Genomic DNA, 23502 nt, shown 5'->3' with positions numbered 1-23502 from the left:
TCGGTTTCAATTGCCATAACCCGTTATACTCATACCTATGAGACGGATCCTGCACATGGACATGGATGCCTTCTTTGCCGCGGTCGAGCAGAAGCGGCGGCCCGAGCTTGCTGGCAAACCGGTCATCGTGGGCGGCGCAGGCGACCCGACGAGGCGGGGAGTGGTCTCCACGGCCTCCTACGAGGCGCGAAAGTACGGGATCCATTCAGCGATGCCGCTCCGGACAGCGTATAAGCTCTGCCCGGAAGGCGTGTTCCTGGCCGTGGATTACACCGAGTATTCCCGGGTATCCGGGATCGTCAAGAACGTGCTGCGCGAATTCAGTCCTGTCATGGAGGACATGGGCATCGACGAGGCGTTCCTGGACATCTCGGACAGCCCGCGATCGTCCGAGAATATCGGGATGGACATCAAGCAGCGGATCCGGCAGGCAACAGGCCTTACCTGTTCCGTCGGCATCGCGCCCAACAAGCTGCTCGCCAAGATCGCCTCGGATATGCAGAAGCCTGACGGGCTCACGATCATCGTTGAAAGCGATATCGCAACCAGGATCTGGCCGCTTCCGGTCCGGAAGCTCTCGGGTGTGGGGCCGAAGACCGGGGCCCGCCTGACGGCCATGGGCATAATTACTATCGGGGAGCTTGCTCTGCAGCCGCTGGAATCACTGATCAGCGAGTTCGGGCATTCCTACGGCAGTTATCTTCATGAAGCATCGCAGGGGATCGATGAACGGCCGCTCATCACTTTTTGGGAGCCCAGGTCCCTGAGCAGGGAAACGACCTTCGAGAGGGACGTGTCTGACTGGCAGGTTCTCGCCCGGACGCTGGTCGAACTGGTGAAAGAGGTCGTTGCAGACCTCGGAGAGCGGGGATACGGATCCAGGACCGTGACGGTCAAGATCCGGTTCGATGATTTCAAAACGCACACAAGGTCGCTCACCCTCGACGCGCCCGCGAACACGGAAGACGTGATCAGGCGCGCAGCCTTCGAATGCATGAAACGGGTCGCGTTCACAAAGAAAGTGCGGCTCATCGGCGTTCGGTTGAGCGGGCTCGATAAGATCTGAAGCAGGCGGCCACGCTCGGTCACTCCGCCGTCTTCAGAACGATCTTGCCAATGGACTGCCGGCCTTCGAGAAGCCGGTGCGCCTTCTGCGCCTCGGCGAGCGGCAGCACGCGGTCGATGCGCAGCTTGAGCCAGCCTTCCCTGATAGCGTTCAGGACATCGCCGGACCTGCGAAGGAGCTCTTCCCGCGCGGCCGTAAAATTGGGCAGGCTTCCCCCGGACAGGGATATCGACTTCGCCATGAGGCTGTTGGGAACAACGGGGTCAGCGGGTCCGCTCGCAGCGCCGTAGACCACCACGTGGCCACGGACCGCAACAGCCTCCAGGTCGCCGGGGAACGTGCTCTTTCCCACGCCGTCGAGGATGAGCTCTGCACCGCGGCCTCCTGTCAGGCGCTTCGTCTCAGCCGCAAAATCCTGTTGGGTATAGACGATCACGTGATCAACACCCGCCTCCCGGGCCGTTGCGGCCTTCTCCCCGCTCCCGACCGTCCCGATGACCGCAGCGCCGAGTCGCCTGGCCCACTGCACGAGAAGTCCGCCCACGCCCCCAGCCGCCGCGTGGACCAGGACGGTATCGCCCGTCTTCGGCTTGCGAAACTCATGGATGAGGTAGTGCGCCGTCATCCCCTGCAGGGGAAACGCCGCCCCTTCCGTGAACGATAGCCCGTCAGGCAGCGGGATCAGCCGCGACGCGTCGATGGTCGTGTACTCGCCATAGCTTCCGAGGTGCCCGGTATAGGCGACCCGGTCCCCGGCGCGGATCCCCGTGACCTTCTCTCCGATCGCTTCCACCACGCCCGCAGCCTCCAGACCGGGAATGAAGGGAAGCTTAACGGGATAGTATCCCCGCCGGTGGTAGATGTCGACGAAGTTCACGCCGGCCGCGTGGATCCTTACGAGCGCCTCGCCTGCTCCGGGCTTCGGCACCGGCCCGATGTCCGTCAGTTTCAGCACATCAGCATCGCCGTGGCTTGATATCTTGATGGCATTCATCGTTTTTCCACCCCTAAAGTTGCATCCGTTAAGGATCGAATCGCGTTCCTATGAAAAAGCATAGCAGGATTTTCGAGAAATGGGTTATGCGGACTGGATCGACTTATGCAGCTGCAACAAGATATGAAGGAGTGCCAGTGCTTGGAATCGCGAACCAGGCATCATACGGGTGCGTTAGTGACGCGAGGATTCACGTTTACCTATTGTCCCCGGGGAAGGGATGTTGCGTTGCAATTTCTCCGAAGGTAGTGTATATATCGCTCATGCGCCCCGTCCTGAGTCCCTCCGATCTGCTGACGCTTTTTTTTCTTGTGCTGCTCTCCGGTCTTGCGGTTTTTTCCGCGCATGGAAACCCGTCGTGGGCCGGACTGCTCGCGACGTACGCGGGGCTGGCGGCCGCGATCCTCGCAATTGCCCTCTATCGCACGAGGGGAGGTCCGGCTAAGAAGGGCTTCATCCTTTCGGTTGCCGTCACGGTGATCACGGTTCTCCTGATCTTTAACAGCCTGGGGGTCCTCATTGCCGGCATTCACCCGGCGATGTTCGATGCCTGGCTCATCGCCGCCGATCATGCGCTCTTCGGCGTTCACCCCACGGTGTGGATGGAACGGCTGATCAGTCCTGCTCTGACGGCCCTCTTCCAGTTCGCTTACATCAGCTATTATTTCATCCCTCTCTCGCTCGGCGTCGTGCTCATTGGCAGGGGCAGGTTCGGGGAATTCGAAGAGGCCCTGTTCGGCATCCTGCTCTGCTTCTATCTTTCCTACATCGGCTACCTGCTCGTTCCGGCAATCGGGCCACGCTTTACGCTCGGCCATCTCCAGACCGGAGACCTGCAGGTTTCCCCGTTCATCCAAAAGATCCAGGACGTCTTGAACGGTCTCGAAAAGAACAAGACCGATGCCTTCCCGAGCGGCCATACGGCCGTTTCGCTCATGAGCCTCTATTACGCGTGGAAAGCAGGGGAGAAAAGACTTTTTGCGGGATTGGTTCCGGTGGTGACGGGACTGATCATCTCGACCGTGTATCTGCGGTATCACTACGTCATCGATGTCATCGCGGGGGTCGGCCTGACGGCCCTGACCGCGTATCTGGCGCCGATCCTGTTCGCGGCGCTCTCACGCATGGGCCGGACGCGAGCGAACAGGTAATATTGATGTTCCCTCAAGTCTCCTGGCGGAATGCATTCTCTGCGTCTATCTGCCCCCTCTGCGGATTGTCTTTCTTCGGGATCTGACAGAAACGGTGACTGAGGATTACTCTTCTCCAAGGCTGGCGTGATCCTCGCGGGGAATACGGCTTATTGCAGGACGAGCTCCCGTTCATGCGGATAAACGTCAAATGCCCTTCTCGTAGATCCGGTACTTCTTGTACACTTTCCCGCCCATGAGCTCGCACCCCTTGCGCATCGGCATGTTGTCTTCCAGGATCCAGGACATCTCGGCGCGCTTGTAGCCCCTGCGCACCGCCGCCTTGAACGACTCGAGATAGAGCAACCCCTCGATGCCTTTTTTCCGGAACTCTTCTTTAACGCCCAGGGTGAGCACGCGAATGTCGGATATTTTTCTCGAATACCAGAGAAATTTTACGAGCTCGAGCGGCCCGAGCCTTCCGTTGATCCTGTGCAGGACCTGGTTGTAGTCGGGCACAGCCATGAAGAATCCCGCGGGACTGCCCCCCACCTCGGCCATGATGAGCAGCTCCGGCACGATGAGCGGCTTCAACCGTTTCGCCATGGAATCTATTTCCTCGTCCGTCATGGGTACGAAACCCCAGTTGTGTCCCCAGGCGGAGTTGTAGATGTCCTTAACCGCGGCAAGCTCGTTCTTAAACTCCTTCATGTTGGCTGGTCGCACGACGAGGCCCGGCACCCTGGCTCTCACGCCCGACGATAGTCGTTCGAGCCTTCCTGCGGATGACACGTCTTTTATGACCGAGAGGTATGCATACAGGTCCTTGGCCTTGACCAGCCCGCAGCGTTCCATGTAGTCGAGGTAATAGGGCGGCGTGTACGTCATCATGATCATGGGGGGCGAGTCGAACCCCTCGAGAAGAAACCCGCACTCGTCGTTGGTCGAGGGGTTCATGGGTCCGCGCATGATCTCGATATCGCGCTCTTTGAGCCATGCTGCGGCCGCATCCAGAAGGTCCCGGGCAATGGCCACGTCCGGAAGACATTCGAAGAATCCGAAGAACCCCGCCTGCTCGTTATGGAGATTGATGTGGTTGCGGTCAACGATCGCGGCGATCCTGCCTGCGACGTCCCCGTTCTTGCGGGCGAGAAAATAGGCGGCTTCTGCGTGGCGGAAAAAAGGGTTCTTGTCGCCGAGAATGAACTTCATGTCGCTGATGAGCGGCGGGACCCAGTTCGGATCTCCCTGGTAGACCTTCCAGGGGAAGCGAATGAACCGGTCCACGCCTGCCTTATCAACGACACGTTCGATCTCCACCCCGCTGGCCATCAGGCGATTACGCCGAGCTTCTTCGAGGCCTTTTCAAGGATGCCCAGCACGCGGTCGAGCATCTCGTCGGTATGGGTCGCCATGTAACTGGTACGGATCAGGCAGCGACTGGCCTGGGTAGCCGGCGGCACCACGGGGTTCACGAACACACCGTCATCGTACAGCGTTTTCCACATCATGAACGTCAGCTCCATCTCACCTATGACGAGGGGGATGATCGGCGTCTCGGTAGCGCCCGTATCGAAGCCCATCTGCTTGAACGCCTTCATCATTTTGTTGGTGTTGTGCCAGAGGCGTTCCCTGCGTTCCGGCTCCTGGTCGATGATATCGAGGGCGGCAATCACCGCCGCCACCGAGGCAGGCGGAGGGCTTGCGGAGAAAATGAGCGGCCGGGACGTGTGCTTCATGTAATGGATCACGTCTTCGTCGGCCGCGACGAAACCGCCGATGGACGCCATGGATTTGCTGTAGGTGCCCATGATCACGTCCACATCCTTCTCGACGCCGAAGTGTTCGGCGGTGCCTCTGCCGGTCCTGCCCAGAACGCCGATGCCGTGGGCATCGTCCACCATGAGCCGCGCCCCGTATTTTCTGCAGACCTTGATGATGTCGGGGAGCGGCGCGATGTCCCCCTCCATGCTGTAAACGCCGTCCACGACCACGAGTTTGCCGCGGTTCCCGCTTTCCCTGAGGACATAGTCGAGGCTGTTCATATCGTTGTGCTTGAACTTCTTGACCTCGGCGAAAGACAGCCTGCACGCATCGATGATGCTCGCGTGGTCGAGTTTGTCGATCACGACCACGTCGTCCTTGCCAGCGAGGGACGATATGATCCCGAGGTTGGTCTGATATCCCGTGGAAAAGGTGAGCGCGGCGTCCTTGCGAAAGAATGTAGCGAGCTTTTCCTCGAGTTTCACATGGATGTCGAGGGTCCCGTTCAGGAAGCGCGAACCCGCGCAGCCGCTTCCGTATTTCTTCACGGCTTCGATGGCCGCTTCCTTCACCTTCGGATGGCCGGTAAGCCCGAGATAATTGTTCGACCCCAGCATGACCATCTTCCTGCCCTCGACGACCACCTCGGGGCTCTGCTCCGATTCCACGACGTGGAAATAGGGATACAGCCCGGCGGCCATGACCTCTTTCGCGGCCGTAAACTTCCTGCATTTTTCGAACAAGTCCGGCATGCCTGCGTCCTCCACTCTCGGCGGAATCAAATCCGCCGCTACAGCCAGTCGTTTTTTCTGTACCATTGCCATGTAAGTTCCAGACCTTTCTGCAGGGGATACTCCGCCCGGAAGCGGAGGTCATTCTCGATCTTCCGCGTGTCGCAAAGCCAGTATCTCTGAGCGGCTTCCCGCACCTTTTGCCTGCTCGTAAGAGCAGGCCTTTTGGTAAACAGGCTTCCGCTCTCAGAGACGAGGCCGATCATGTAGGCCGCCGCGTAGGGAATTTTGATCGTGCGCGCCCTCACGTTGCCCGTGGAGAGCAGCAATGCCCTGAATTCCGACCACGAATAAGGCCTCTTCTCCGCGACAAAATAAACAGCGCCGCTCTCCGTCCTGCGCTCGGCCGAAACAAGCAGCGCCGCTGCCAGGTCTTCGACGTAGCACAGGTTGATATACCGGTCGCCCCCGGTCATCTCGAGCGTCAGGCCGCGGCCGGCCCAGCGGAACAGTTCGTAAACGTCCGCATCTCTCGGTCCATAGACGCTCGATGGCCGGAGAATCACGACCGGGAGGCGGTTCTTGTATTCGCGCGCTTCGTCTTCGGCGAGCAGCTTGCTCCTGCCGTAATCAGACACGGGATGCGGGGCGTCGCTCTCCTTGACCGGTCGTCCGTCCGGGCTTGGACCTGCCGCCGCCTGGCTGGAGACCAGTATGAATTTCTCAAGACCGGGATTATATCGTGCGCATGCTTCCAGGAGATGCCTCGTGCCGAGGTGGTTCACGAGGTAATATTCGCGGGCATGTCTTGCTTTCGTAAGTCCGGCGCAATGGAATACGACCGAGACGCCTTGCACGGCCGCGGGGAGCGATTCAGGCTGCGTGCAGTCGCCCTGTGCGAGCCGCACGTCCATGCCCTGGAGCCAGCGCAGATGAAGAGGGTTCCTCGCCAGGCAGGTTACCTCATAGCCGTTCTGCAGAAGCCGTTCGACAAGATGACTTCCCACAAAGCCGGTTCCCCCCGTGACCAGTGCCCGCCGAGACTCCGCCTGCCCCATCCTCCTCCCCACGCAATCCTTATACTTTAAAGTGTAGCTAGATTATCAGGCAAGTCAAGACATTGTCAAGACATTACTGAAGTTTCTATAAATGCCCTCCGGCCGAGGCCGGGGAAAGGGGTCCGGCACTTGTGGGCGGCGTCATGAGATAAGGGGAGATTCTGAGACGGGGATAATAGGTCTCGTAAGTCAAGGGGTCTCAAGAGTGCGGCCGCTCTATTCTCCCGACGGTTTTTGTCTCGTTCAAAAAGAGAGGAAATAAGTTCCTATATGAGGTATAGTATGTGAATTTTGGAGGCCGAAGCATGGGTGTCGTTCACCGTTTCACGGGAGAGGACGGAAATTTCAACTGGGAAGGCGCGATCCCGCGAGGTTATACCAAATCGAATACCAGGGGTGCCGACGGCAAGGTTCTGATCGGGAAGGCCGACGGCGCCCGGCAGTTCATCGTTCGTTATTTCAGGGTCGAGCCGGGAGGCTGGACCGCGCACGAGAAACACCCTCACGACCACGGCATTTTCATCCTTCACGGCAGGGCCCGCGTGCTGCTCGGGAACAAGGAAGTCGAGGTCGGTCCCCGCGATGCGGTCTATATCAGCCCGAACGAGGAACATCAATTATTCCCCCTCGGCGAAGAGCCGCTCGGCTTTCTCTGCATCATACCGCCAAAAGAAAGCGAAATAGGGTAGGGGACAGGGCGGGACCTCTCTTTGCTGCCGTCTTATCGCAATCTCGATCATGTGACTCCGCTGTTTCATTCCACCCTAGACATCTCCCGTTGCAGTTTTGCTTGAAGTCTGCGCTTTTCCCGCGCTCCACCGCTCCCGGATATCCTCGCCGCGGCTGTCGAGCAGCGTGCTCAAGCCGCGCTCTATTGCATCATACTTAAGTTCACTTGACAGAACCATGAAGCACGGTCTTAACTATTGATATGAGTGAGGACTTTGTGGTCCCGAACAGGCAAATGCAAGGAAGGTTCACGCTCTATGTGGATAGTACGATTGGCCCTGCGGCGGCCTTATACGATAGCCGTGACGGCTTTACTGCTCATCGTGCTCGGTGCGCTCTCCGCCGGCAGGATGAGCGTGGATATATTTCCGGCCATCGATATTCCCGTGGTCGTAGTCGTCTGGAATTACCCCGGACTCTCGCCTGAGGACATGGAGCGCCGAGTGGTGCTCATCAGCGAGCGGGCCTATTCGACCACCGTAAACGGCATCCAGCGGATCGAGTCGCAGTCGATTCCGGGCGTGGGAATGCTGAAGGTCTACTTCCAGCCGGGAAGCGACATCGGCGCGGCCATAGCCCAGATATCGTCGGTCTCGTTCACGATCCTCCGGATCGCGCCGCCGGGAATGCAGCCGCCCACCATCGTCCAGTTCAGCGCCACCAACGTACCCGTTGCGCAGCTCACGGTCTCGGGCAAGACCATCCCCGAACAGAAGCTCTTCGACTACGGGCTCAACTTCATCCGCGTGCGGCTGTTCACCATTCCGGGGCTCTCGATCCCGGCGCCCTTCGGCGGGAAGAACCGCCAGATCATGATCGATGTGAACCCCGACGCGCTTGCCGGGCGCGGGCTTTCCCCGGCCGACGTGGTGAACGCGCTCCAGTCGTCCAATGCGATCATCCCCGCGGGAACGGCCCGCATCGGCGGGACGGAATACAACGTCCTGCTGAATTCCAGCCCGAAGATCATCGACCAGTTCAGGAGCATCCCGATCAAGATCGTGGGCAATGCGCCGGTCTACCTGGGCGACGTGGCAAGGGTGTCTGACAGCTTTGCCGAGCAGACCAATATCGTGCGCGTGAACGGACGGCGGGCAACGTACCTCGCGATCCTGAAGCATGCCGATGCCTCGACGCTGGCCGTCGTTGACGCCACGCGGGACATGCTCCCGCTGATCCGGGAGGCCGCGCCCGAGGGCATGGAGCTCAAGATCGATTTCGACCAGTCCGTCTTCGTCCGTGGCGCGATCGAGAGCGTCGTCCGCGAGGCGATCCTGGCCTCGATCCTCGTGTCGCTCATGATCCTGGTCTTCCTCGGTTCCTGGCGCAGCATGGTGATCGTGTCGGTTTCCATCCCCCTGTCGATACTTGCGGCGATCATCTGCCTGAACCTCGCCGGTGACAGCATCAACATCATGACCCTGGGCGGCCTGGCCCTGGCGATCGGCATGCTCGTGGACGATGCCACCGTCGCCGTGGAGAACATCCACCGGAACCGCGCCCTGGGGAAGCCGCTCCTGGCCGCGGTGGTGGACGGCTCGACGCAGATCGCGGTGCCGGCGATCGTATCCACGCTGGCCATCTGCGTGGTCTTCTTCCCGGTCGTGCTGCTGTACGGGGCGGCAAAATATCTCTTCACACCCCTGGCCCTTGCCGTGGTGACGTCGATGCTTGCTTCCTACGTCCTCTCCAGGACGCTCGTGCCCGTGCTCTCGCGCATGCTCATGCAAGGCGAGCACCTCGGGACCGGGGTCCGGAGCGAGGACCTGCCCAGGTTCAAGCATATCGCCCTCCTGTTCAACCAAAGGCGCGACCGGGTCTATACCTCGTTCCAGGAGGCCTACGGCCGATCCCTCGAGACGGTGCTCCATCACCGCGTATTCACGCTGACCATAGCGGGCCTTCTCGTCGTGATCAGCATCGGCTTGGTCTTCGTGGTCGGCATGGATTTTTTCCCGGCCGTGGACACCGGGCTCATGAAATTGCACTTCCGGGCGCCCGCCGGCACCCGCATCGAGGACACGGAACGCCTGGTTGACCGGGTGGAAGAACAGATCCGCAGGATCATCCCCGCGCAGGAGATCGACACCATCAACGACATGGTCGGGGTCCCGATTTTCTACAACCTTGCTTTTGTCCAGACCGAAAACATCGGGGGCATGGACGCGGAGGTCCTTATCTCGCTCAAGCCGGGGCACCGGCCGACGGCATTGTACCGCAAAAAGCTCCGCCAGGAGTTGCCGCGGGCCTTCCCCGGGTCGCGCTTCTATTTCCAGGCAGCGGACATCGTGACCCAGGTCCTGAACTTCGGGCTCACCGCCCCCCTTGACGTGCAGGTGGAAGACATGGACTTCAACCGTTCCTATGGCTACGCCCTCAAGGTCCGCGACGCGATGCGCGAGGTCCCCGGCACGGCCGACGTGCATATCAACCAGGTCCTGGACTACCCCACGCTGCAGGTGGACGTGGACAGGACGCGCGCAGCCGAGCTCGGGATGAGCGAGCGCGATGTGGCGAACAACGCCCTCGTCTCCCTTTCGTCGAGCGTCCTCGTGGCGCCGTCCTTCTTCCTGAACCCGGCAAACAACGTGAACTACACCGTTGCCGTCCAGATACCGCCCGACCGCATCGACTCGCTCGACCGCCTTCGTTCAATGCCGATGACGCCGTCAGGGGCCTCCGGCCTGCTTCAACCCGAGGCGGCGCCGCCCCTGACCGGCACGCCCCAGGCGCAGGCACAGACGCTCGCGAACCTCTCCACGGTCTACCATGCGGCGAGCTCAGAGAACATCTCGCACTACACGGTTCAGCGGGTGCTCGACGTCGAGGCCGACGTAGAGGGACGGGACCTCGGCTCCGTTGCCGCTGATATTGAAAAGAAGATAGACGTCCTCAGGCCGCTTCCGCCGGGCACCCGGATCCACCTTCGCGGCCAGAACGAGGTGATGAACCAGTCGTTCAAGAGCCTTGCCCTGGGGCTTGTCCTCGCGATCGTGCTCGTGTACTTCCTGATGGTCGTCCTGTTCCAGTCCTGGCTCGACCCGTTCATCATCATGATGGCGGTCCCGGGCGCCCTCGTGGGCATCCTTTGGATGCTCGCGCTGACCGGGACGACGATCAATGTGGAGTCGCTCATGGGATCGATCATGGCGGTCGGGATCGCCACGGCAAACTCGATCCTGCTCGTGAGCTTCGCCAACGACATCCGGGTCGAGACGGGAGCGACGCCGATCGAGGCAGCCGTGGAAGCGGGAAAGGCGCGGCTCCGTCCCGTGCTCATGACCGCCCTTGCCATGATCATTGGAATGCTGCCGATGGCGTTCGCCATGGGCGAGGCAGGCGAGCAGAACGCGCCCCTGGGCCGCGCCGTGATCGGCGGGCTTCTGATGGCGACATTCGTGACGCTTTATGTGGTTCCGGTGATCTACACACTGCTGCGCACAAAGCCGCCGTCCAAGCATGAGCTGGACGAGCGGTTCGAAGCGGAGATCCGGGAGGGAAAGGCTTCATGAAAACCGGGAAGAATCATTTACCACAGAGGACGCAGAGAAAAAATAGAAAAAAGGAGAAGAAATCTTTGACACTGATTTCACTGAAAGAAGCAATGATAAGGTCCGATCTTAGAAATCTAATCTTGTCCGTTAAATCATAAGGATATCCGCCTTGATGTGTATCAAAGGTTTTGCTCCTGAGTGGTGAACGTTTGACGATATGCCGCTCAGACGCAGGAGGTGGCCATGACTAAGGAAGTCTCAACGTCGAAAGGAGCGCGCAGGCTTTTTATTTCCGGGGCCGGCCTGGTTGCCCTTGCCTTCATCCTGCTGCTGGTCCTGTTCGAGAACCGAAGGGGCTATCTCATGAATGAGACAAGGGACAGGCTCGCGGCGGTGAAGGCCGGTCCTGAGGTCCAGGTCGTCATTGCAAGACATTCCTCGGGAGAACGTTTGCTGCGGCTCACCGGTGAAGCGAGGCCCTATGCCGCGGTCACCCTCTATGCCAAGGTGAGCGGCTACCTGAAAGAGATCAGGGTCGATAAAGGAGACCGGGTGAATGCGGGGCAGGTCCTTGCGGTCATCGAATCGCCTGAGCTCGACCGCCAGTACGAGTCCGCTGTTGTGGACGCCCAGGACAAGCGAAGGGACGCGGGCCGTGAAAAGATCCTCGTGGAAAAGAACCTTGTTTCCCAGCAGGACGCCGATCATGCCGAAGCCGCCGCCCGCGAAGCCGAGGCGAATGCGGAAGCGCTCAAGACCCAGAAAGAGTATGAAATCCTTCGCGCGCCGTTTCGTGGCACCGTGACCGCCCGCTTTGCGGACCCCGGCGCCCTGGTTCAGAGCGCTGCCAACTCTCAGACAACGGCATTGCCGCTTGTGTCGGTCTCCCAGACGGACAGACTGCGGGTATACGTTTATCTTGACCAGAAGGACGCGGCCGTCGTCCGCATCGGAAACCGCGCCGAGATAACCGATCCCTCCCGTCCCGATGTCAAGCTCGCCGCTTCCATCACCAGGATAAGCGGAGAGCTGGACCCCAAGACCCGGACGCTCCTGGCGGAGCTCGACGTCGATAATAAGCAGGGATTGCTCCTGGCCGGAAGCTTTGTGCAGGTGTCGCTGAAGCTCAAGACCTCGCCATCCCTTGAAATTCCCGCAGAGGCGCTTCTGATGAAGGGAGAGAAGGCCTTTGCCGCGATCATCTCGGAGGGCGACAAGGTTCATTTTCTGCCCATTGTGGTGGCAGACAGCGACGGGAAGATGGTCCAGATACGTTCAGGGCTTGAGGAAGGGCAGCAACTGGTACTGAATCCCGGCTTCGGCATCGCCGACGGTGCGCAGGTGCAGCCGGTCGAAGCAACCGCGAGATAGCATCCTTGTGGACTTTTCCAGTCTGTTGCAAAACGAGCTTAATCCGTCATCCTGAACGAAGTGAAGGATCTCAGGTAGTTGGAAATGCGAGATTCTTCGCTGAGCTCGGAATGACATTTCCCGTTTAGTGGCAGATCGTTGTTCACACTTACGTAGATTCGATCGCAATCCAGCCCATTCGACTACCGTCCCAGTTCCTCCCTGAGATATTTCCCTGTAGAGGACTCTTCGACTTCCACTACCTCTTCAGGCGTGCCCTGCGCTATGATCCTGCCGCCGCCTTCGCCACCCTCGGGCCCGAGGTCGATGACCCAGTCAGCGGTCTTGATCACGTCGAGGTTGTGCTCCACGACGATCACGGTGTTCCCCGCAATCACGAGCGCATCCAGCACGCCGAGCAGACGCTTGACATCGTCCATGTGGAGGCCGGTCGTCGGCTCGTCGAGAATGTACACTATATCGTGCAGTTTCCAGTCGCCCAGTTCATGGGATATCTTGAGCCGCTGGCTTTCCCCGCCTGACAGCGTTGTTGCCGGCTGCCCCAGGCGGAGATATCCGAGCCCGACCTCCGTGAGCGAGCGGAGCCTGTCCTGGAGCCGCGGCTGCCCCTCGAAGAAGGTGAGGGCCTCGCTCACCGTCATCCGGAGCACGTCGGAGATGCTTCTTCCCTTGTAGAGTACCCTGAGGACCTCCGGTTTGTAGCGCCTGCCCCCGCACTGCTCGCAGGTGATGAACATATCTTCGAAAAAGTACATCTCGATCTTCTGCACACCGGCGCCGTCGCACGCCGGGCACCTTCCGCCCGCAACATTGAAGGAAAAATGGCCGGGTCCGAACTTCTTTCGTTTCGAGTCGGGCAGTCCCGCAAAAAGGTTCCGGATAAGGTCGAAGGCCTTCACGTAGGTGACCGGGTTGGAGCGCGGCGTCTTGCCGATCGGCTCCTGGTCGATGAGCCGGACTCCCCTGATATGCTCGAGCCCTGCGAGCGACCCGTAAGTTCCCGGCGTTTCGACCGGGAGGGCGAACTCGCGCGCGAGGGCCCGGTACAGCGTGTCCTGTACGAGCGTGGACTTTCCCGAGCCCGAGACGCCGGTGACGCAGGTCAGGGTCCTGAGCGGAATGCGCACATCGATCCCTTTCAGGTTGTTCTCCGAAGCCGACCGGATCTCAAGGAACTTTCGCTCCTCTTTCCGCCTCCTGATGGGGACCGGGATTGCTTCCTCGCCCGAAAGATACTTTGCCGTGAGGCAGGAACTCTTCAGGAAATTGCGTGCAGGTCCCGCGAACACAACACGGCCTCCGCGCTCGCCCGCTCCCGGCCCCATCTCAACCACATGGTCCGCAGCCTGTATGAGCGCTTTATCGTGCTCGACCATGAGCACGGTATTGTCCCCGGCGGACAGTTCCCGGATGATCTCAGCGAGCCGCTCCGTGTCGCGCGGGTGCAGTCCGATGCTCGGCTCGTCGAGCACATACAGGGTGCCCGTCAGGCCGAGCGCAAGCTGGTTTGAGAGGTTCACGCGCTGGGCTTCGCCGCCTGAAAGCGTCCGCGTCTGCCGGTCGATCGTGAGATAGCCGAGTCCCACGCGGAGGAAGAACGAAAGCTTCATCTGCATCCGGCGCAGGATATCGTTCGCTGCCTGGTGCTCGAACCCGCCGAGGGGGAGATCGCGGAACCATTTCGCGAGGTCCGAAACGGGCATGGCTGATACCCGGGCTATGTCAAGCCCGCCCACCTTGACGATGAGCGCTTCGGGTTTGAGCCGCGTTCCCCTGCAAACCGGGCAGGTCGCTGCTTTGCGGTACCTGCTCAGGAACACGCGCACGTGGAGCTTGTAGCGCTTGCCCTGGAGATGCTCGAAGAAATTGTCGACCCCGTAAAAGTCGTCGGTTCCCTTGAACAGCATTTCCCGATCGGCCTGGGAGAGGTCCCGGTACGGAATATTCGTGTCGATCCGCGCCTTCTTCGCACCCGGGAGCATCTGGCGCATCCACCACTTATAGGACGGCTTGGTCCAGGGATCGATGGCTCCCTGCTTCAGGCTCAGGGACCTGTCCGGCACGATCAGGTCCTCGTCATAGCGCAGGATGTTGCCGAAGCCGTTGCACTCCTTGCAGGCGCCGAGGGGATGGTTAAAGGAAAAGAGGAGGGGTTGCGGAGGCTCGAAGAGCGCACCGCAGGAGGCGCACTTGAGCGCCTGGCTGAAGACGAGGGCCTTGTCTCCCAGCACTTCAACAAGGACCTCTCCCTTTCCCTCACGGAGCGCCGTCTCTACGGACTCGACCAGCCGCGCCCGGGATCCGGGATTGACGACGAGGCGGTCCAGAAGCACCAGCAGCTCGGTCAGATCCCTTCTCCCCGGATCGATCGCCGCACTTTCGACTATCTCCTCGCCCAGCTTGATCCTTCCAAAGCCCTTGCTCTGGAGTTCCATCAGGAGGGCGCCCAGGCCGGCCGGAGGAACAGGAACCCGGAACAGAATGTAGATCCTTTTTTCCGGATAGCCGAGCAGAAGATCATCCGCGATCGAGGAGGGGTGGGAGCGTTTCACCTCATTTCCGCACTTCGGACAGACGATCTTCCCGATCCTGGCGAACAGCAGCCGGAGATAGTCGTATATCTCGGACACGGTCCCGACTGTCGAGCGCGATGTCCTGACCGGGTTTCGCTGCTCGAGCGCGATGGCAGGCCGCACGTTCCGGAGTTCGTCCACGTCCGGGCGGTCGAGCTTCTCGAGGAACATCTGGGCATACGTGGACAGGGACTCGATGTAACGCCACTGCCCCTCGGCAAAGATCGTGTCAAAGGCCAGGGATGACTTGCCCGAGCCTGACAGGCCGGTGACCACGGTCACGGCGTCGTGCGGGATCGTGAGGCTCACGTTCTTGAGGTTGTTCTGGCGCGCGCCCTTTATGATAAGTTCGGACTTCATGAGGAAAGTCTACTATTATAACACGGCAGGCAAGCGGATGCTGGATAAGGGTTGACCACTACAGGGGAGAAGATGAGTTGTCCGTCCTTATATGCTTCTTTCTAAATGCAACTTTCTGCAGCAATTTAAACCGCTTCTCATGCCGGGGAATGTTCTCGACCTCTATGCCGCAGTGCGAACGGCATACCCCAAAAATACCCCATCGATATTCTTGACAATACACTGTGCATCCGTATAATTAAAATACCAATTCAACGATAGTGCACTTTTATTCATCAAGATATCAATCATTTCGAGTAGCTCTCTTAATTCCTGATTCCGAATTTAATGTACTTCCCTCCATCGGACACAATGGCAAAAAGTTTGTGAACCAAGGCGGTTGTGACCTTAATATCAAGACTGCTCAACAGGTCGCGTGCATTATCGATGGACAACGTCGTGAATAACTATGTCAAGGAGAGCCGGATGTTCAGGACAATCGTTTTTTTGATGGCTTTGGTCATGGTGCTTACCGTAACTTCGAAGGCAGAGGCAAAGAAGGGATTCTATATAGGCGCCGGTGCCACCTACAATACGATAAATGGCGATTTCGACGGGCATTCGGGCCTTGAGGGCGGAACGGAAGTCATCATCATGCCTGACATCAACAACGCCTTCGGCTTCGATGTCCTCGGCGGGTATGGAATAAACGATCATTGGGCGATCGAACTGAACTTCATGAGCTCGGGCCACCGGGGCACATGGGAAGGTTTCTCGGGAGATGTCAGCTACAACAGCTTCAGCGTCAATGGAAAATACAGCTTCGCAACATCGGGAACCGTTCAGCCATACCTCTTGTTCGGCATCAGTTATAACGGCCTGGTGATTAAACAGGGAGCGGCGGATCTCTTTACCGGAGAAACAGGGGACGCGAAATTTACCGGGTCGGGTCTGAATTTTGGGACCGGCGTAGATACGTACGTCAGTCCGAACCTGTCCTTGACCGTGGGAGCGATGTACCGGTATGTCGACTACACAAATGCGGAAGGCGTTCATGGCAGCGGCTCAGTCAGCGGCGGAACAGACGGGAGCGGTTTCAGTTTGCTCCTGACCACGGCGTATCATTTCTAACGCGACCTAGTCGTCATCCTGAGGGGATCCGGGAGATTGATCATGAAAAATTCGATCAACAAAAAAATGTTTACAATCGCCTGCCTCGGACTTGCTCTGTTCCTGCTGCTTGCCGGTTGCGGTATGAACGGTGACGGATTTCTGGGGCCGGGCTCGGTTGTCCCGTCGGGGCCGGGGGCGGTTATAGGCCCGGGAAACAATAAGCCAATTGCGATGGCAGGCGCAGACCAGTACCTAGCAAGTGGCAGTACCGTAACGCTTGATGGACGCCAGAGCTACGACCCGGAAGGGAGTTCACTGACATATTCCTGGCAATTCGACTCCATGCCCGTCGGCAGCAGCGCGGTTCTTTCAAACGCATCGTCAGCGAATCCCACGTTTCAAGCCGATCGCCCGGGTTTATATAGAGTAAGTCTCGTTGTCTCGGACGGATCGCTGTCAAGCAGTCCCGATTCCGTCGACATTACAGCCTATAACGACCCACCTGTTCCGAATGCGGGTCCGGACCAGAGCGTGAATATCGGAGCCCTCGTTACGCTCGATGGCAGCGCCAGCTCCGATCCGAACGGAGATCCTCTGACCTACACCTGGACAATGCAGGCGCCGACGCACAGCACTGCTGTCCTTTCCAATGATCATGCCGTCAATCCGACCTTCACGCCTGATGTCCCCGGCATTTATGACTGTTATCTCTCCGTATACGACGGCACGGTATACTCCACCGGCATTGATAAGGTTGCGGTGAACGCGGGTCTCACCGCAGTGGCCGATGCCGGTCCGGATCAATACCACACGACAGGTCCTTCTACCCTCATCACCCTTGATGGGAGCGGCAGTCATGATTCGGCAGGCAGGCCCATGACCTATGCCTGGAGCTTTACGCAAATGCCGGTGGGCAGCGCCGCTACGCTTTCTGATCCGGCGTCGATTCACCCGACATTTACGGCTGACCTCGAGGGAATATATGAATTGAGTCTCCAGATCTTCTATAACGGGTATACTAACAGCCTACCCGATACGGTAACTGTTGCCGTTATAACAAACAGACCCGTTGCCGGGCTTCCCTTTAAAGTCATCGACGCGGAATACAGCAGGCAAATGGACCGGATCATCATGGTATCAGGCACGCCGTCCAACCAGCTCCACATCTATGACCCTGTCGCCAACCTGGACCAGGCAGTCGATCTATCCGCTCTGCCCTCGAGTGTCTCCGTAAGCCCCGACGGCTTGTACGCTGCCATCGGCCACAAGGGGACCATCTCCTATGTGGATCTTGTGTCAAGAGCTGTGACCACAACACTCTCTGTTAACGGCAATATAACTGATATCGTACTTGCCGGGAACGGTTACGTGTATGCGTTCCCGGACCTGGGATCATTTTTTGGCGTGAACATAAGTACGGGTGTTGCCACCCCTGCAGCAGGTTTATTCCCTAATGCAGGGACAAGAGCAAAACTGCATCCGAGCGGAAGTGTTCTGTACGCAGCTGGGGTTTCTTATTCTACCCAAAAATTCGACATTTCATCAGGAGCTCCAGTCTTCCTGTATGATTCTCAGGTTGCAGGCCGGATATATGTTGCCTGCGGAGAGCTCTGGATGCTGGAGGATGGAACAGGCTTCATTTCCCGGTGCGGCTCCGTTTATGCAGCATCTACCGGCACTACCCCGGATATGGTACCGCCCAAAGCGGCTCTGGAAGGTTTGAGCTTCGTCGATGTTCAGTACGTTGCCGATTCTTCGGCTGTCGGAAAGGTTGCGGCAATCCCGCTCCCAGGGGATATCGAAGTCGCGATATTTGATGATAAACTCTTCGCCCTTCAAAATGTGATTGCGCTCCCGCATTTCATTACCGGCGGCACCGATTATCCCGGGCACGGAAAGTTCGTCTTTTACAACAGTGGCGGCACTAATATGTTCGTTATTATGCAGGCCGATGCGGCAGCGGGACTTATAAATGATTTCGGAATTGTAAAATATTGAAAGGGAGAAGGACCGGCATCAGGATTTCTCGTAAAGAAACATTTCTCCATTTTCCTTTCGAGTTGCGGCAACAAAGCCCGGGGAACGCGATCCGGGCCTTGACCTCCAAAAAAAGCAGCCCCGCTGAATAAACTAAACAAAAGGAGACTTTCCATGAAAAGGGTTACTGTGGTACTGATCCTGATTGCAGTTGTTGCGATTTTCCTCTCCTGCAGCGGCGGAGGCGGAGGGGGCGGTGTCTTTTTAGTCGGAGGAGCCTCTATCCAACCGCGTTTCGCCTACGTGGCGAACGAAGCCAGCTTCAGCGTCTCGCAGTACAAGATCAATGCTGACGGCAGCCTCGCGTCCATGGCAACTCCGACCGTGGCGGCCGGGTCGACTCCCGTTTCCGTCGCAGTCGACCCCTCGGGCAAATATGCTTATGTAGCGAATAACGGCAGCAACGACGTCTCGCAGTATAAGATCAATGCTGATGGCAGCCTTACGTCCATGTCAACTCCCACTGTAGCAGCCGGGGCGGCCCCCTCCTCGGTGATCGTCGATCCCTCGGGCAAGTATGCCTATGTGACAAACCAGAACAGCACTGACATCTCGCAGTACAAGATCAATGCTGACGGCAGCCTCGCGTCCATGACAACTCCGACCGTGGCGGCCGGTGCACAGCCCCTTTCCGTCGCCGTCGACCCTTCGGGGAAATATGCCTATGTAGCGAACTTGTTCAGCAACACCGTCTCGCAGTTCACTATTAATGCGGATGGCAGCCTTTTGTCCATGGCAACCCCGACCGTTGCGACCGGGACAGGCCCCGAATCCATCACCGTTGATCCTTCGGGCAAATATGCCTATGTGGCGAACTACAACAGCAGCGATGTCTCGCAGTACTCGATCGGCGCGGATGGCAGTCTCGCGTCCATGGCAACTCCGACCGTGGTGGCCGGGACGCAGCCCATGTCCATCACCGTCGATCCCTCGGGTAAATATGTCTATGTAGCGAACCTGTTCAGCAACGACGTCTCGCAGTACGCGATCAATGCCGACGGCAGTCTCGCGTCCATGGCAACTCCGACCGTGGCGGCAGGGATACAGCCCGTCTCCGTCACCATCGACGCCTCGGGCAAGCATGCCTATGTTGCGAACATAATCAGCAACAACGTCTCGCAGTACTCGATCAATGCGAATGGCGGCCTCGTAACTATGGCAAGCCCGACGGTAGCAGCAGGGATCGGCCCGCGCTCCGTTACGACTGTTTCCACTCATCAGTGAGCGACTGCACTGCAATATGTTCAGTAAGGATACAAGGGTATCACCGGCGGGGATTGAAACGCTGCAGCGCCGAATCCCTTAAGATTCAGCCTTGTATTATTCCAAAATGAGTTAAAGCTTTTCCGCCGGGAAGGTGTATAATGCTTCTATCCAAGAGAAGCGCAGATTGAACATCTCGCCGAATTCACCTCTCTCTTCGACCAGATTTGCGGTACAGGCTCTTTTGTCAGAAATATATCCTGATAGGTAAAGAAGGAGGCAGTATGCCGGAAAAGAATTCGCCAGGCCATAACATTGAGTCCTATTGCGGGAAGTGCAAAGTGAATCGCGATCATACCGTCATGACCATGGACGGGGAGACGGTGGCGAAAGTGAGATGCAAGATGTGCGGCAGCATGCACAAATTCAGGAGCCCCCTGGACGCTCAAAAGGTCCGGAAGCCGAGAGCGAAAAAAGAAGGCGCGGAAGCAGCTACAGCGGAGATCATCTGGGCGGCCGGCCTTGCAGAGGCAAAGGGAAAAGAGCGGGACTACAGCATGGCTTCGAAATACCGCATAGGCGACATTGTCAATCACCAGACGTTCGGCAAAGGCATCGTGATGAAGCTCTATGTCAATAAGTGCGACATGCTTTTCAAGGACAGGGAACGTCTCATGGCCTCGACCAATCAGTAAGCCTGTCCCTGTCTATCAGAGCAGGGACGAGATAATGTCCCCGCCGTTGTTGCGAGCCGAAGGCGAAGCGGTCTCACTTTATGGCTCGGGATGGACTGCGCAATCCCGGGGTTATTAACGGTCTCATAAAGACGCGAAAAACCGATCTATCCGCAGATGTCGCAGATGGACGCAGACTTTAAAGCCAATCATTTCGGCTTCGTTTAATCTGTGAAATCTGCGTAATCTGTGGATAAAAAATTCCTCAACGGCTTCCCGCATTCGCGGGACCCCCTCAACGAACATCCTCTGCCACGTTGTTAAACCATGTGCAGCTTTTCCCCGAGCCTATGCACCTTCAAGCCCAGGACGATCATGATCGCGCCAAACACGCAGGCATAGCCCGCGATGAGCCAGACAAAGCCCAGCGCGCCAGCGGCCGGGAACCGCATCAGGAGAAGCGCGAAGATGATGGAAACTACGCCTCCCACCGCAAGCCACCACTCCCCGGTGACTACCTTTCTGAGACGGATCGCCGCTATGATCTCCAGAATCCCCGCAGCAAGGGCCCAGGCAGCGATGTACAGGAGCAGCGCCAAGCCCGTAATGCCCGGTGCGAACGCGGTCATGAGCCCGATGCCGATACCCAGAAGGCCTTCGATCAGCAGCAGCCACCAGTCCTCCTTTTCCTTCCTGCTGCCCACGGCATTGATGATCAGGAAGGCTCCATTCACGAAAACGTAGGCGCCGAACAAGAGGACCAGGGTCGTGAGGGTTATGGCCGGCCACACGAAGGCCGCAATGCCGAACAGGATCGCCAGGATCCCCCTGACGAGCAACACCCACCAGTAACGGAACAGTACACTCAACATATGAATCACCCCTTTTCTGGACGGTCTTGTACACCCCGACGAGGTGTTTATTTTCATTGTTCTACCTGCCAACATGCCTTACCGATTCAAATAGACCTCCGGCCGCACAGGATGTCAATTCGAAAAAAGTAGCAGGGGAAAGCTCGTTGAACCGGCATCGGGTTTTTGTAGTGCTAAATGATAACGGGGGCATCGTTTAACATCGAATGTAACTACTCGGCGTGAATAACTTTCAGAAGACGTGAAAGACCAATCTATAATATATATCCGCGGATGTCGCAGATGTCGCAGAAAAAACTGAAAAGACTTCTGGGTTTAAAACGAAGCAAGCCGGATCTAAAGTCCCTGTTTCTTCTTCTCATTTAGAATCCATCTGCGTTAATCTGTGTAATCTGTGGAAAAAAATACCTGAACAGAATTCCCGCATTCGCGGGAATGACATCTAAACATCTAACATCTAATAGCATCTCTGATCGACGCATCCGCATCTCACTCCACATTCCTAATTTCCAATTAGACCTCCCTCCGCCAGGCACCTCGCGTCTACGGCTGATGCAGCCACAGGTCATTCAGGCGTCCGGTCGTGCCGGAGCCGTTGCCCATGCCTCCGAACATCCATATGGTGTGGCTGCCGCCGACGGCGCTCGTCGCAGAGTCCCGGGATCCCGGGTAATTGGTTGCCGCGGCCACATTTTTCGACCCATAAATGCCGAATGTCTCCAGCACCTTCGCTCCGGCCTCCCAGGTCCAGTTCTTTCCGTCGAACTTCCAGAGGTCGTTCATATCGCCAAGTGATACCGAGTCGTAGCCAAACCCTCCAAAAAGCCAGAGGTTGTTGCTCAAATCAATCCAGGATGCCGCCGGATTACGAGATCCGGGCGCGTTTCCCGTTGCTGCAACGCCTTGTGTCCCGTATATTCCCAACTGATTGACTATTGTTGCCCCGCTCACCCAGATCCACGTCGTCCCATTGAATTTCCAGAGGTCGTTCAGATATCCCCCGGACCCGCTTGTTGAATCACGGCCGGTGCCGCCAAAAAGCCAGAGGTTGCCGCCTCCATCAATCCAGAGAACAGCCGATTCCCGTCCGCCGGGCATGTTGGCGGAGTTGGGAATGCCTTTTGCTCCGTACGAACCGCTTTGATCGCTTGTGTTTGACCCGCTTACCCAGGTCCAGTTGGTGCCGTCGAATTTCCAGAGATCGTTGAGATCCCCAAAGACGCCGGTACCATCATAGCCTCGTCCTCCGAAAAGCCATACAATGCTTCCATCAATTACCGTTGCCGCACGGAACCGGGCACCCGGAATATTGGCCGGGTCGGCAAGGCCCTTCGTCCCGTAGGTTCCCGTCTGGTTCGTCACGAATGCACCATTCATCCACGTCCAAGACGTGCCGTCGAACTTCCAGAGATCGTTCAGCGATCCGGATGAGCCGCTGGAACCAAAACCGAATCCACCGAAGAGCCAGAGGTCGCTGCCCACAGACCAGGAGGCCGCGCCGGAGCGTGCGCCGGGCGTGTTGACGGCGGCCGCGGTGCCCTTCACGCCGTACGTCCCCGTCGCCTGAGTGAAGATCGATCCCTTGACCCAGGTCCAGCTGGTTCCGTCGAATTTCCAAAGGTCGTTCAGAAAAGAGGCGGCCAAGCCGCTGGTTGAACTGAAACCGTCGCCCCCGAAGAGCCAGAAGTTTCCGCTCCCATCGAGCCAGGATACGGCTTCCACGCGGCCTCCGGGAACATTGCCCGAAGCTGGGACTCCTTGTGTCCCATAGGTCCCCGTCTGGTCGCTGATCGTACTCCCGCCCTTCCAGATCCATGTGCCGGCAGCGCCGCTCCCCCCGCTGCCGCTGCCGTTCCCCACGGGGCCGCCCGACAGCGTACCTACATCTCCTCCTCCGGACCCGCTGCAGGATACAAGCGCTGACAAGACAACAAACAATAGAGACAGCCTGATCAAGACCGGCCTCATGACGCGATCCTCCCTGTGAGTTCATTAAAAAACAGCAAAAAGACTATTGTCTCTATAGTAATGATATCAGATAGGGTGTGATGAGAAGTCAAACGAAGAGATAGGGTATTTCCGGGATATTACAAAAAAGCGCAGAATGCTTCAAAATCAGACGGCATATCAACTCGAAGGGCGGCGATGGGCGACAGAGAAGCGACAGGGTACCGGGGCGACTTCTTAGTAACAACGTCAGATTCACAGTCTTATGGTCGCCATGTCGCATCAATGTCTCCCCGTCGGTTTCAATAACCCCGCATCGTCTCTCCGGCCCACGTCAGCGTCACATTTACCTTGCCCGTTTCGCCAAAATATAGTACGCTCGCTGTATATTGCTTCATATCCAAGAG

General features: G+C 58.0%; 17 protein-coding genes. 9 read left to right on the top strand and 8 right to left on the bottom strand.

Annotation, left to right across the window (positions count from 1 at the left end):
* The first annotated feature begins 37 nt into the window (after window positions 1–37).
* Window positions 38–1066 (top strand): DNA polymerase IV, encoded by a 1029-nt coding sequence (dinB, locus tag VL197_14045; protein ID HUJ19100.1) that lies wholly within the window; start codon window positions 38–40, stop codon window positions 1064–1066.
* A 19-nt stretch (window positions 1067–1085) separates the two neighbouring features.
* Here dinB and VL197_14040 read toward each other — a convergent pair whose 3' ends face one another.
* Entirely contained in the window at window positions 1086–2060 is a 975-nt protein-coding gene (locus VL197_14040; protein HUJ19099.1) for a quinone oxidoreductase, read from the bottom strand.
* Between the two features lie 263 nt (window positions 2061–2323).
* Here VL197_14040 and VL197_14035 point away from each other — a divergent pair, with 263 nt between their 5' ends.
* Window positions 2324–3211 (top strand): phosphatase PAP2 family protein, encoded by an 888-nt coding sequence (locus VL197_14035; protein HUJ19098.1) that lies wholly within the window; start codon window positions 2324–2326, stop codon window positions 3209–3211.
* Between the two features lie 186 nt (window positions 3212–3397).
* Here the strand turns inward: VL197_14035 and VL197_14030 are convergent, their stop codons facing one another.
* The 3 genes from VL197_14030 to VL197_14020 are packed head-to-tail and all read right to left on the bottom strand — an operon-like array spanning window position 3398 to window position 6743.
* Window positions 3398–4522 (bottom strand): hypothetical protein, encoded by a 1125-nt coding sequence (locus VL197_14030; GenBank protein HUJ19097.1) that lies wholly within the window; start codon window positions 4520–4522, stop codon window positions 3398–3400.
* The gene (locus tag VL197_14025) at window positions 4522–5706 is read right to left on the bottom strand and encodes a pyridoxal phosphate-dependent aminotransferase family protein (protein HUJ19096.1); all 1185 of its coding nucleotides are present in this window, start codon (window positions 5704–5706) and stop codon (window positions 4522–4524) included. Before VL197_14025 ends, VL197_14030 begins: the two co-directional genes overlap by 1 nt.
* A gap of 38 nt (window positions 5707–5744) precedes the next feature.
* Complete coding sequence (locus tag VL197_14020; GenBank protein ID HUJ19095.1) at window positions 5745–6743, bottom strand: NAD-dependent epimerase/dehydratase family protein; 999 nt, start codon at window positions 6741–6743, stop codon at window positions 5745–5747.
* A gap of 305 nt (window positions 6744–7048) precedes the next feature.
* Here VL197_14020 and VL197_14015 point away from each other — a divergent pair, with 305 nt between their 5' ends.
* Complete coding sequence (locus VL197_14015; GenBank protein HUJ19094.1) at window positions 7049–7432, top strand: cupin domain-containing protein; 384 nt, start codon at window positions 7049–7051, stop codon at window positions 7430–7432.
* Between the two features lie 75 nt (window positions 7433–7507).
* On the opposite strand, the gene VL197_14010 is transcribed toward VL197_14015, so the two are convergent.
* A complete protein-coding gene (locus VL197_14010; protein ID HUJ19093.1) occupies window positions 7508–7651 on the bottom strand; it encodes a hypothetical protein in 144 nt (47 codons plus the stop codon).
* A gap of 78 nt (window positions 7652–7729) precedes the next feature.
* Here VL197_14010 and VL197_14005 point away from each other — a divergent pair, with 78 nt between their 5' ends.
* Entirely contained in the window at window positions 7730–10984 is a 3255-nt protein-coding gene (locus VL197_14005) for an efflux RND transporter permease subunit (protein ID HUJ19092.1), read from the top strand.
* A 225-nt stretch (window positions 10985–11209) separates the two neighbouring features.
* Entirely contained in the window at window positions 11210–12337 is a 1128-nt protein-coding gene (locus VL197_14000) for an efflux RND transporter periplasmic adaptor subunit (GenBank protein HUJ19091.1), read from the top strand.
* Between the two features lie 182 nt (window positions 12338–12519).
* Here the strand turns inward: VL197_14000 and uvrA are convergent, their stop codons facing one another.
* Complete coding sequence (gene uvrA / locus VL197_13995) at window positions 12520–15270, bottom strand: excinuclease ABC subunit UvrA (protein ID HUJ19090.1); 2751 nt, start codon at window positions 15268–15270, stop codon at window positions 12520–12522.
* 465 nt (window positions 15271–15735) lie between these two features.
* Between uvrA and VL197_13990 the strand changes: the two genes are divergently transcribed.
* The 4 genes from VL197_13990 to VL197_13975 all read left to right on the top strand — a co-directional run bounded on the left by VL197_13990 (window position 15736) and on the right by VL197_13975 (window position 20297).
* Window positions 15736–16380 (top strand): porin family protein, encoded by a 645-nt coding sequence (locus tag VL197_13990; protein ID HUJ19089.1) that lies wholly within the window; start codon window positions 15736–15738, stop codon window positions 16378–16380.
* A 42-nt stretch (window positions 16381–16422) separates the two neighbouring features.
* On the top strand, window positions 16423–18360 hold the full coding sequence (locus VL197_13985) for a PKD domain-containing protein (protein ID HUJ19088.1): 1938 nt from the start codon (window positions 16423–16425) through the stop codon (window positions 18358–18360).
* A 153-nt stretch (window positions 18361–18513) separates the two neighbouring features.
* The gene (locus VL197_13980) at window positions 18514–19623 is read left to right on the top strand and encodes a beta-propeller fold lactonase family protein (GenBank protein HUJ19087.1); all 1110 of its coding nucleotides are present in this window, start codon (window positions 18514–18516) and stop codon (window positions 19621–19623) included.
* 263 nt (window positions 19624–19886) lie between these two features.
* Window positions 19887–20297 (top strand): hypothetical protein, encoded by a 411-nt coding sequence (locus VL197_13975; GenBank protein ID HUJ19086.1) that lies wholly within the window; start codon window positions 19887–19889, stop codon window positions 20295–20297.
* A gap of 299 nt (window positions 20298–20596) precedes the next feature.
* Here VL197_13975 and VL197_13970 read toward each other — a convergent pair whose 3' ends face one another.
* Together VL197_13970 and VL197_13965 are read right to left on the bottom strand one after the other, a co-directional pair.
* On the bottom strand, window positions 20597–21148 hold the full coding sequence (locus tag VL197_13970; protein ID HUJ19085.1) for an HdeD family acid-resistance protein: 552 nt from the start codon (window positions 21146–21148) through the stop codon (window positions 20597–20599).
* Between the two features lie 543 nt (window positions 21149–21691).
* On the bottom strand, window positions 21692–23116 hold the full coding sequence (locus VL197_13965) for a kelch repeat-containing protein (protein ID HUJ19084.1): 1425 nt from the start codon (window positions 23114–23116) through the stop codon (window positions 21692–21694).
* Between the last annotated feature and the right edge of the window lie 386 nt (window positions 23117–23502).

The sequence above is a fragment of the Nitrospirota bacterium genome (assembly GCA_035516965.1).
Lineage (GTDB): Bacteria > Nitrospirota > UBA9217 > UBA9217 > UBA9217 > MHEA01.
Note: the sequence above shows the minus strand (reverse complement) of the source record. Positions and strands in the feature narration are given on the sequence as shown.

Bases quoted from the DNA above. Each gene is read 5' to 3' on its own strand.
- dinB (HUJ19100.1), top strand. From the start codon at position 38: ATGAGACGGATCCTGCACATGGACATGGATGCCTTCTTTGCCGCGGTC.
- uvrA (HUJ19090.1), bottom strand. From the start codon at position 15,270: ATGAAGTCCGAACTTATCATAAAGGGCGCGCGCCAGAACAACCTCAAG.
- VL197_14035 (HUJ19098.1), top strand. From the start codon at position 2,324: ATGCGCCCCGTCCTGAGTCCCTCCGATCTGCTGACGCTTTTTTTTCTT.
- VL197_13975 (HUJ19086.1), top strand. From the start codon at position 19,887: ATGCCGGAAAAGAATTCGCCAGGCCATAACATTGAGTCCTATTGCGGG.
- VL197_14005 (HUJ19092.1), top strand. From the start codon at position 7,730: ATGTGGATAGTACGATTGGCCCTGCGGCGGCCTTATACGATAGCCGTG.
- VL197_13980 (HUJ19087.1), top strand. From the start codon at position 18,514: ATGAAAAGGGTTACTGTGGTACTGATCCTGATTGCAGTTGTTGCGATT.
- VL197_14025 (HUJ19096.1), bottom strand. From the start codon at position 5,706: ATGCCGGACTTGTTCGAAAAATGCAGGAAGTTTACGGCCGCGAAAGAG.
- VL197_13985 (HUJ19088.1), top strand. From the start codon at position 16,423: ATGAAAAATTCGATCAACAAAAAAATGTTTACAATCGCCTGCCTCGGA.
- VL197_14040 (HUJ19099.1), bottom strand. From the start codon at position 2,060: ATGAATGCCATCAAGATATCAAGCCACGGCGATGCTGATGTGCTGAAA.
- VL197_13965 (HUJ19084.1), bottom strand. From the start codon at position 23,116: ATGAGGCCGGTCTTGATCAGGCTGTCTCTATTGTTTGTTGTCTTGTCA.
- VL197_14010 (HUJ19093.1), bottom strand. From the start codon at position 7,651: ATGGTTCTGTCAAGTGAACTTAAGTATGATGCAATAGAGCGCGGCTTG.
- VL197_13990 (HUJ19089.1), top strand. From the start codon at position 15,736: ATGTTCAGGACAATCGTTTTTTTGATGGCTTTGGTCATGGTGCTTACC.
- VL197_14015 (HUJ19094.1), top strand. From the start codon at position 7,049: ATGGGTGTCGTTCACCGTTTCACGGGAGAGGACGGAAATTTCAACTGG.
- VL197_13970 (HUJ19085.1), bottom strand. From the start codon at position 21,148: ATGTTGAGTGTACTGTTCCGTTACTGGTGGGTGTTGCTCGTCAGGGGG.
- VL197_14020 (HUJ19095.1), bottom strand. From the start codon at position 6,743: ATGGGGCAGGCGGAGTCTCGGCGGGCACTGGTCACGGGGGGAACCGGC.
- VL197_14030 (HUJ19097.1), bottom strand. From the start codon at position 4,522: ATGGCCAGCGGGGTGGAGATCGAACGTGTCGTTGATAAGGCAGGCGTG.
- VL197_14000 (HUJ19091.1), top strand. From the start codon at position 11,210: ATGACTAAGGAAGTCTCAACGTCGAAAGGAGCGCGCAGGCTTTTTATT.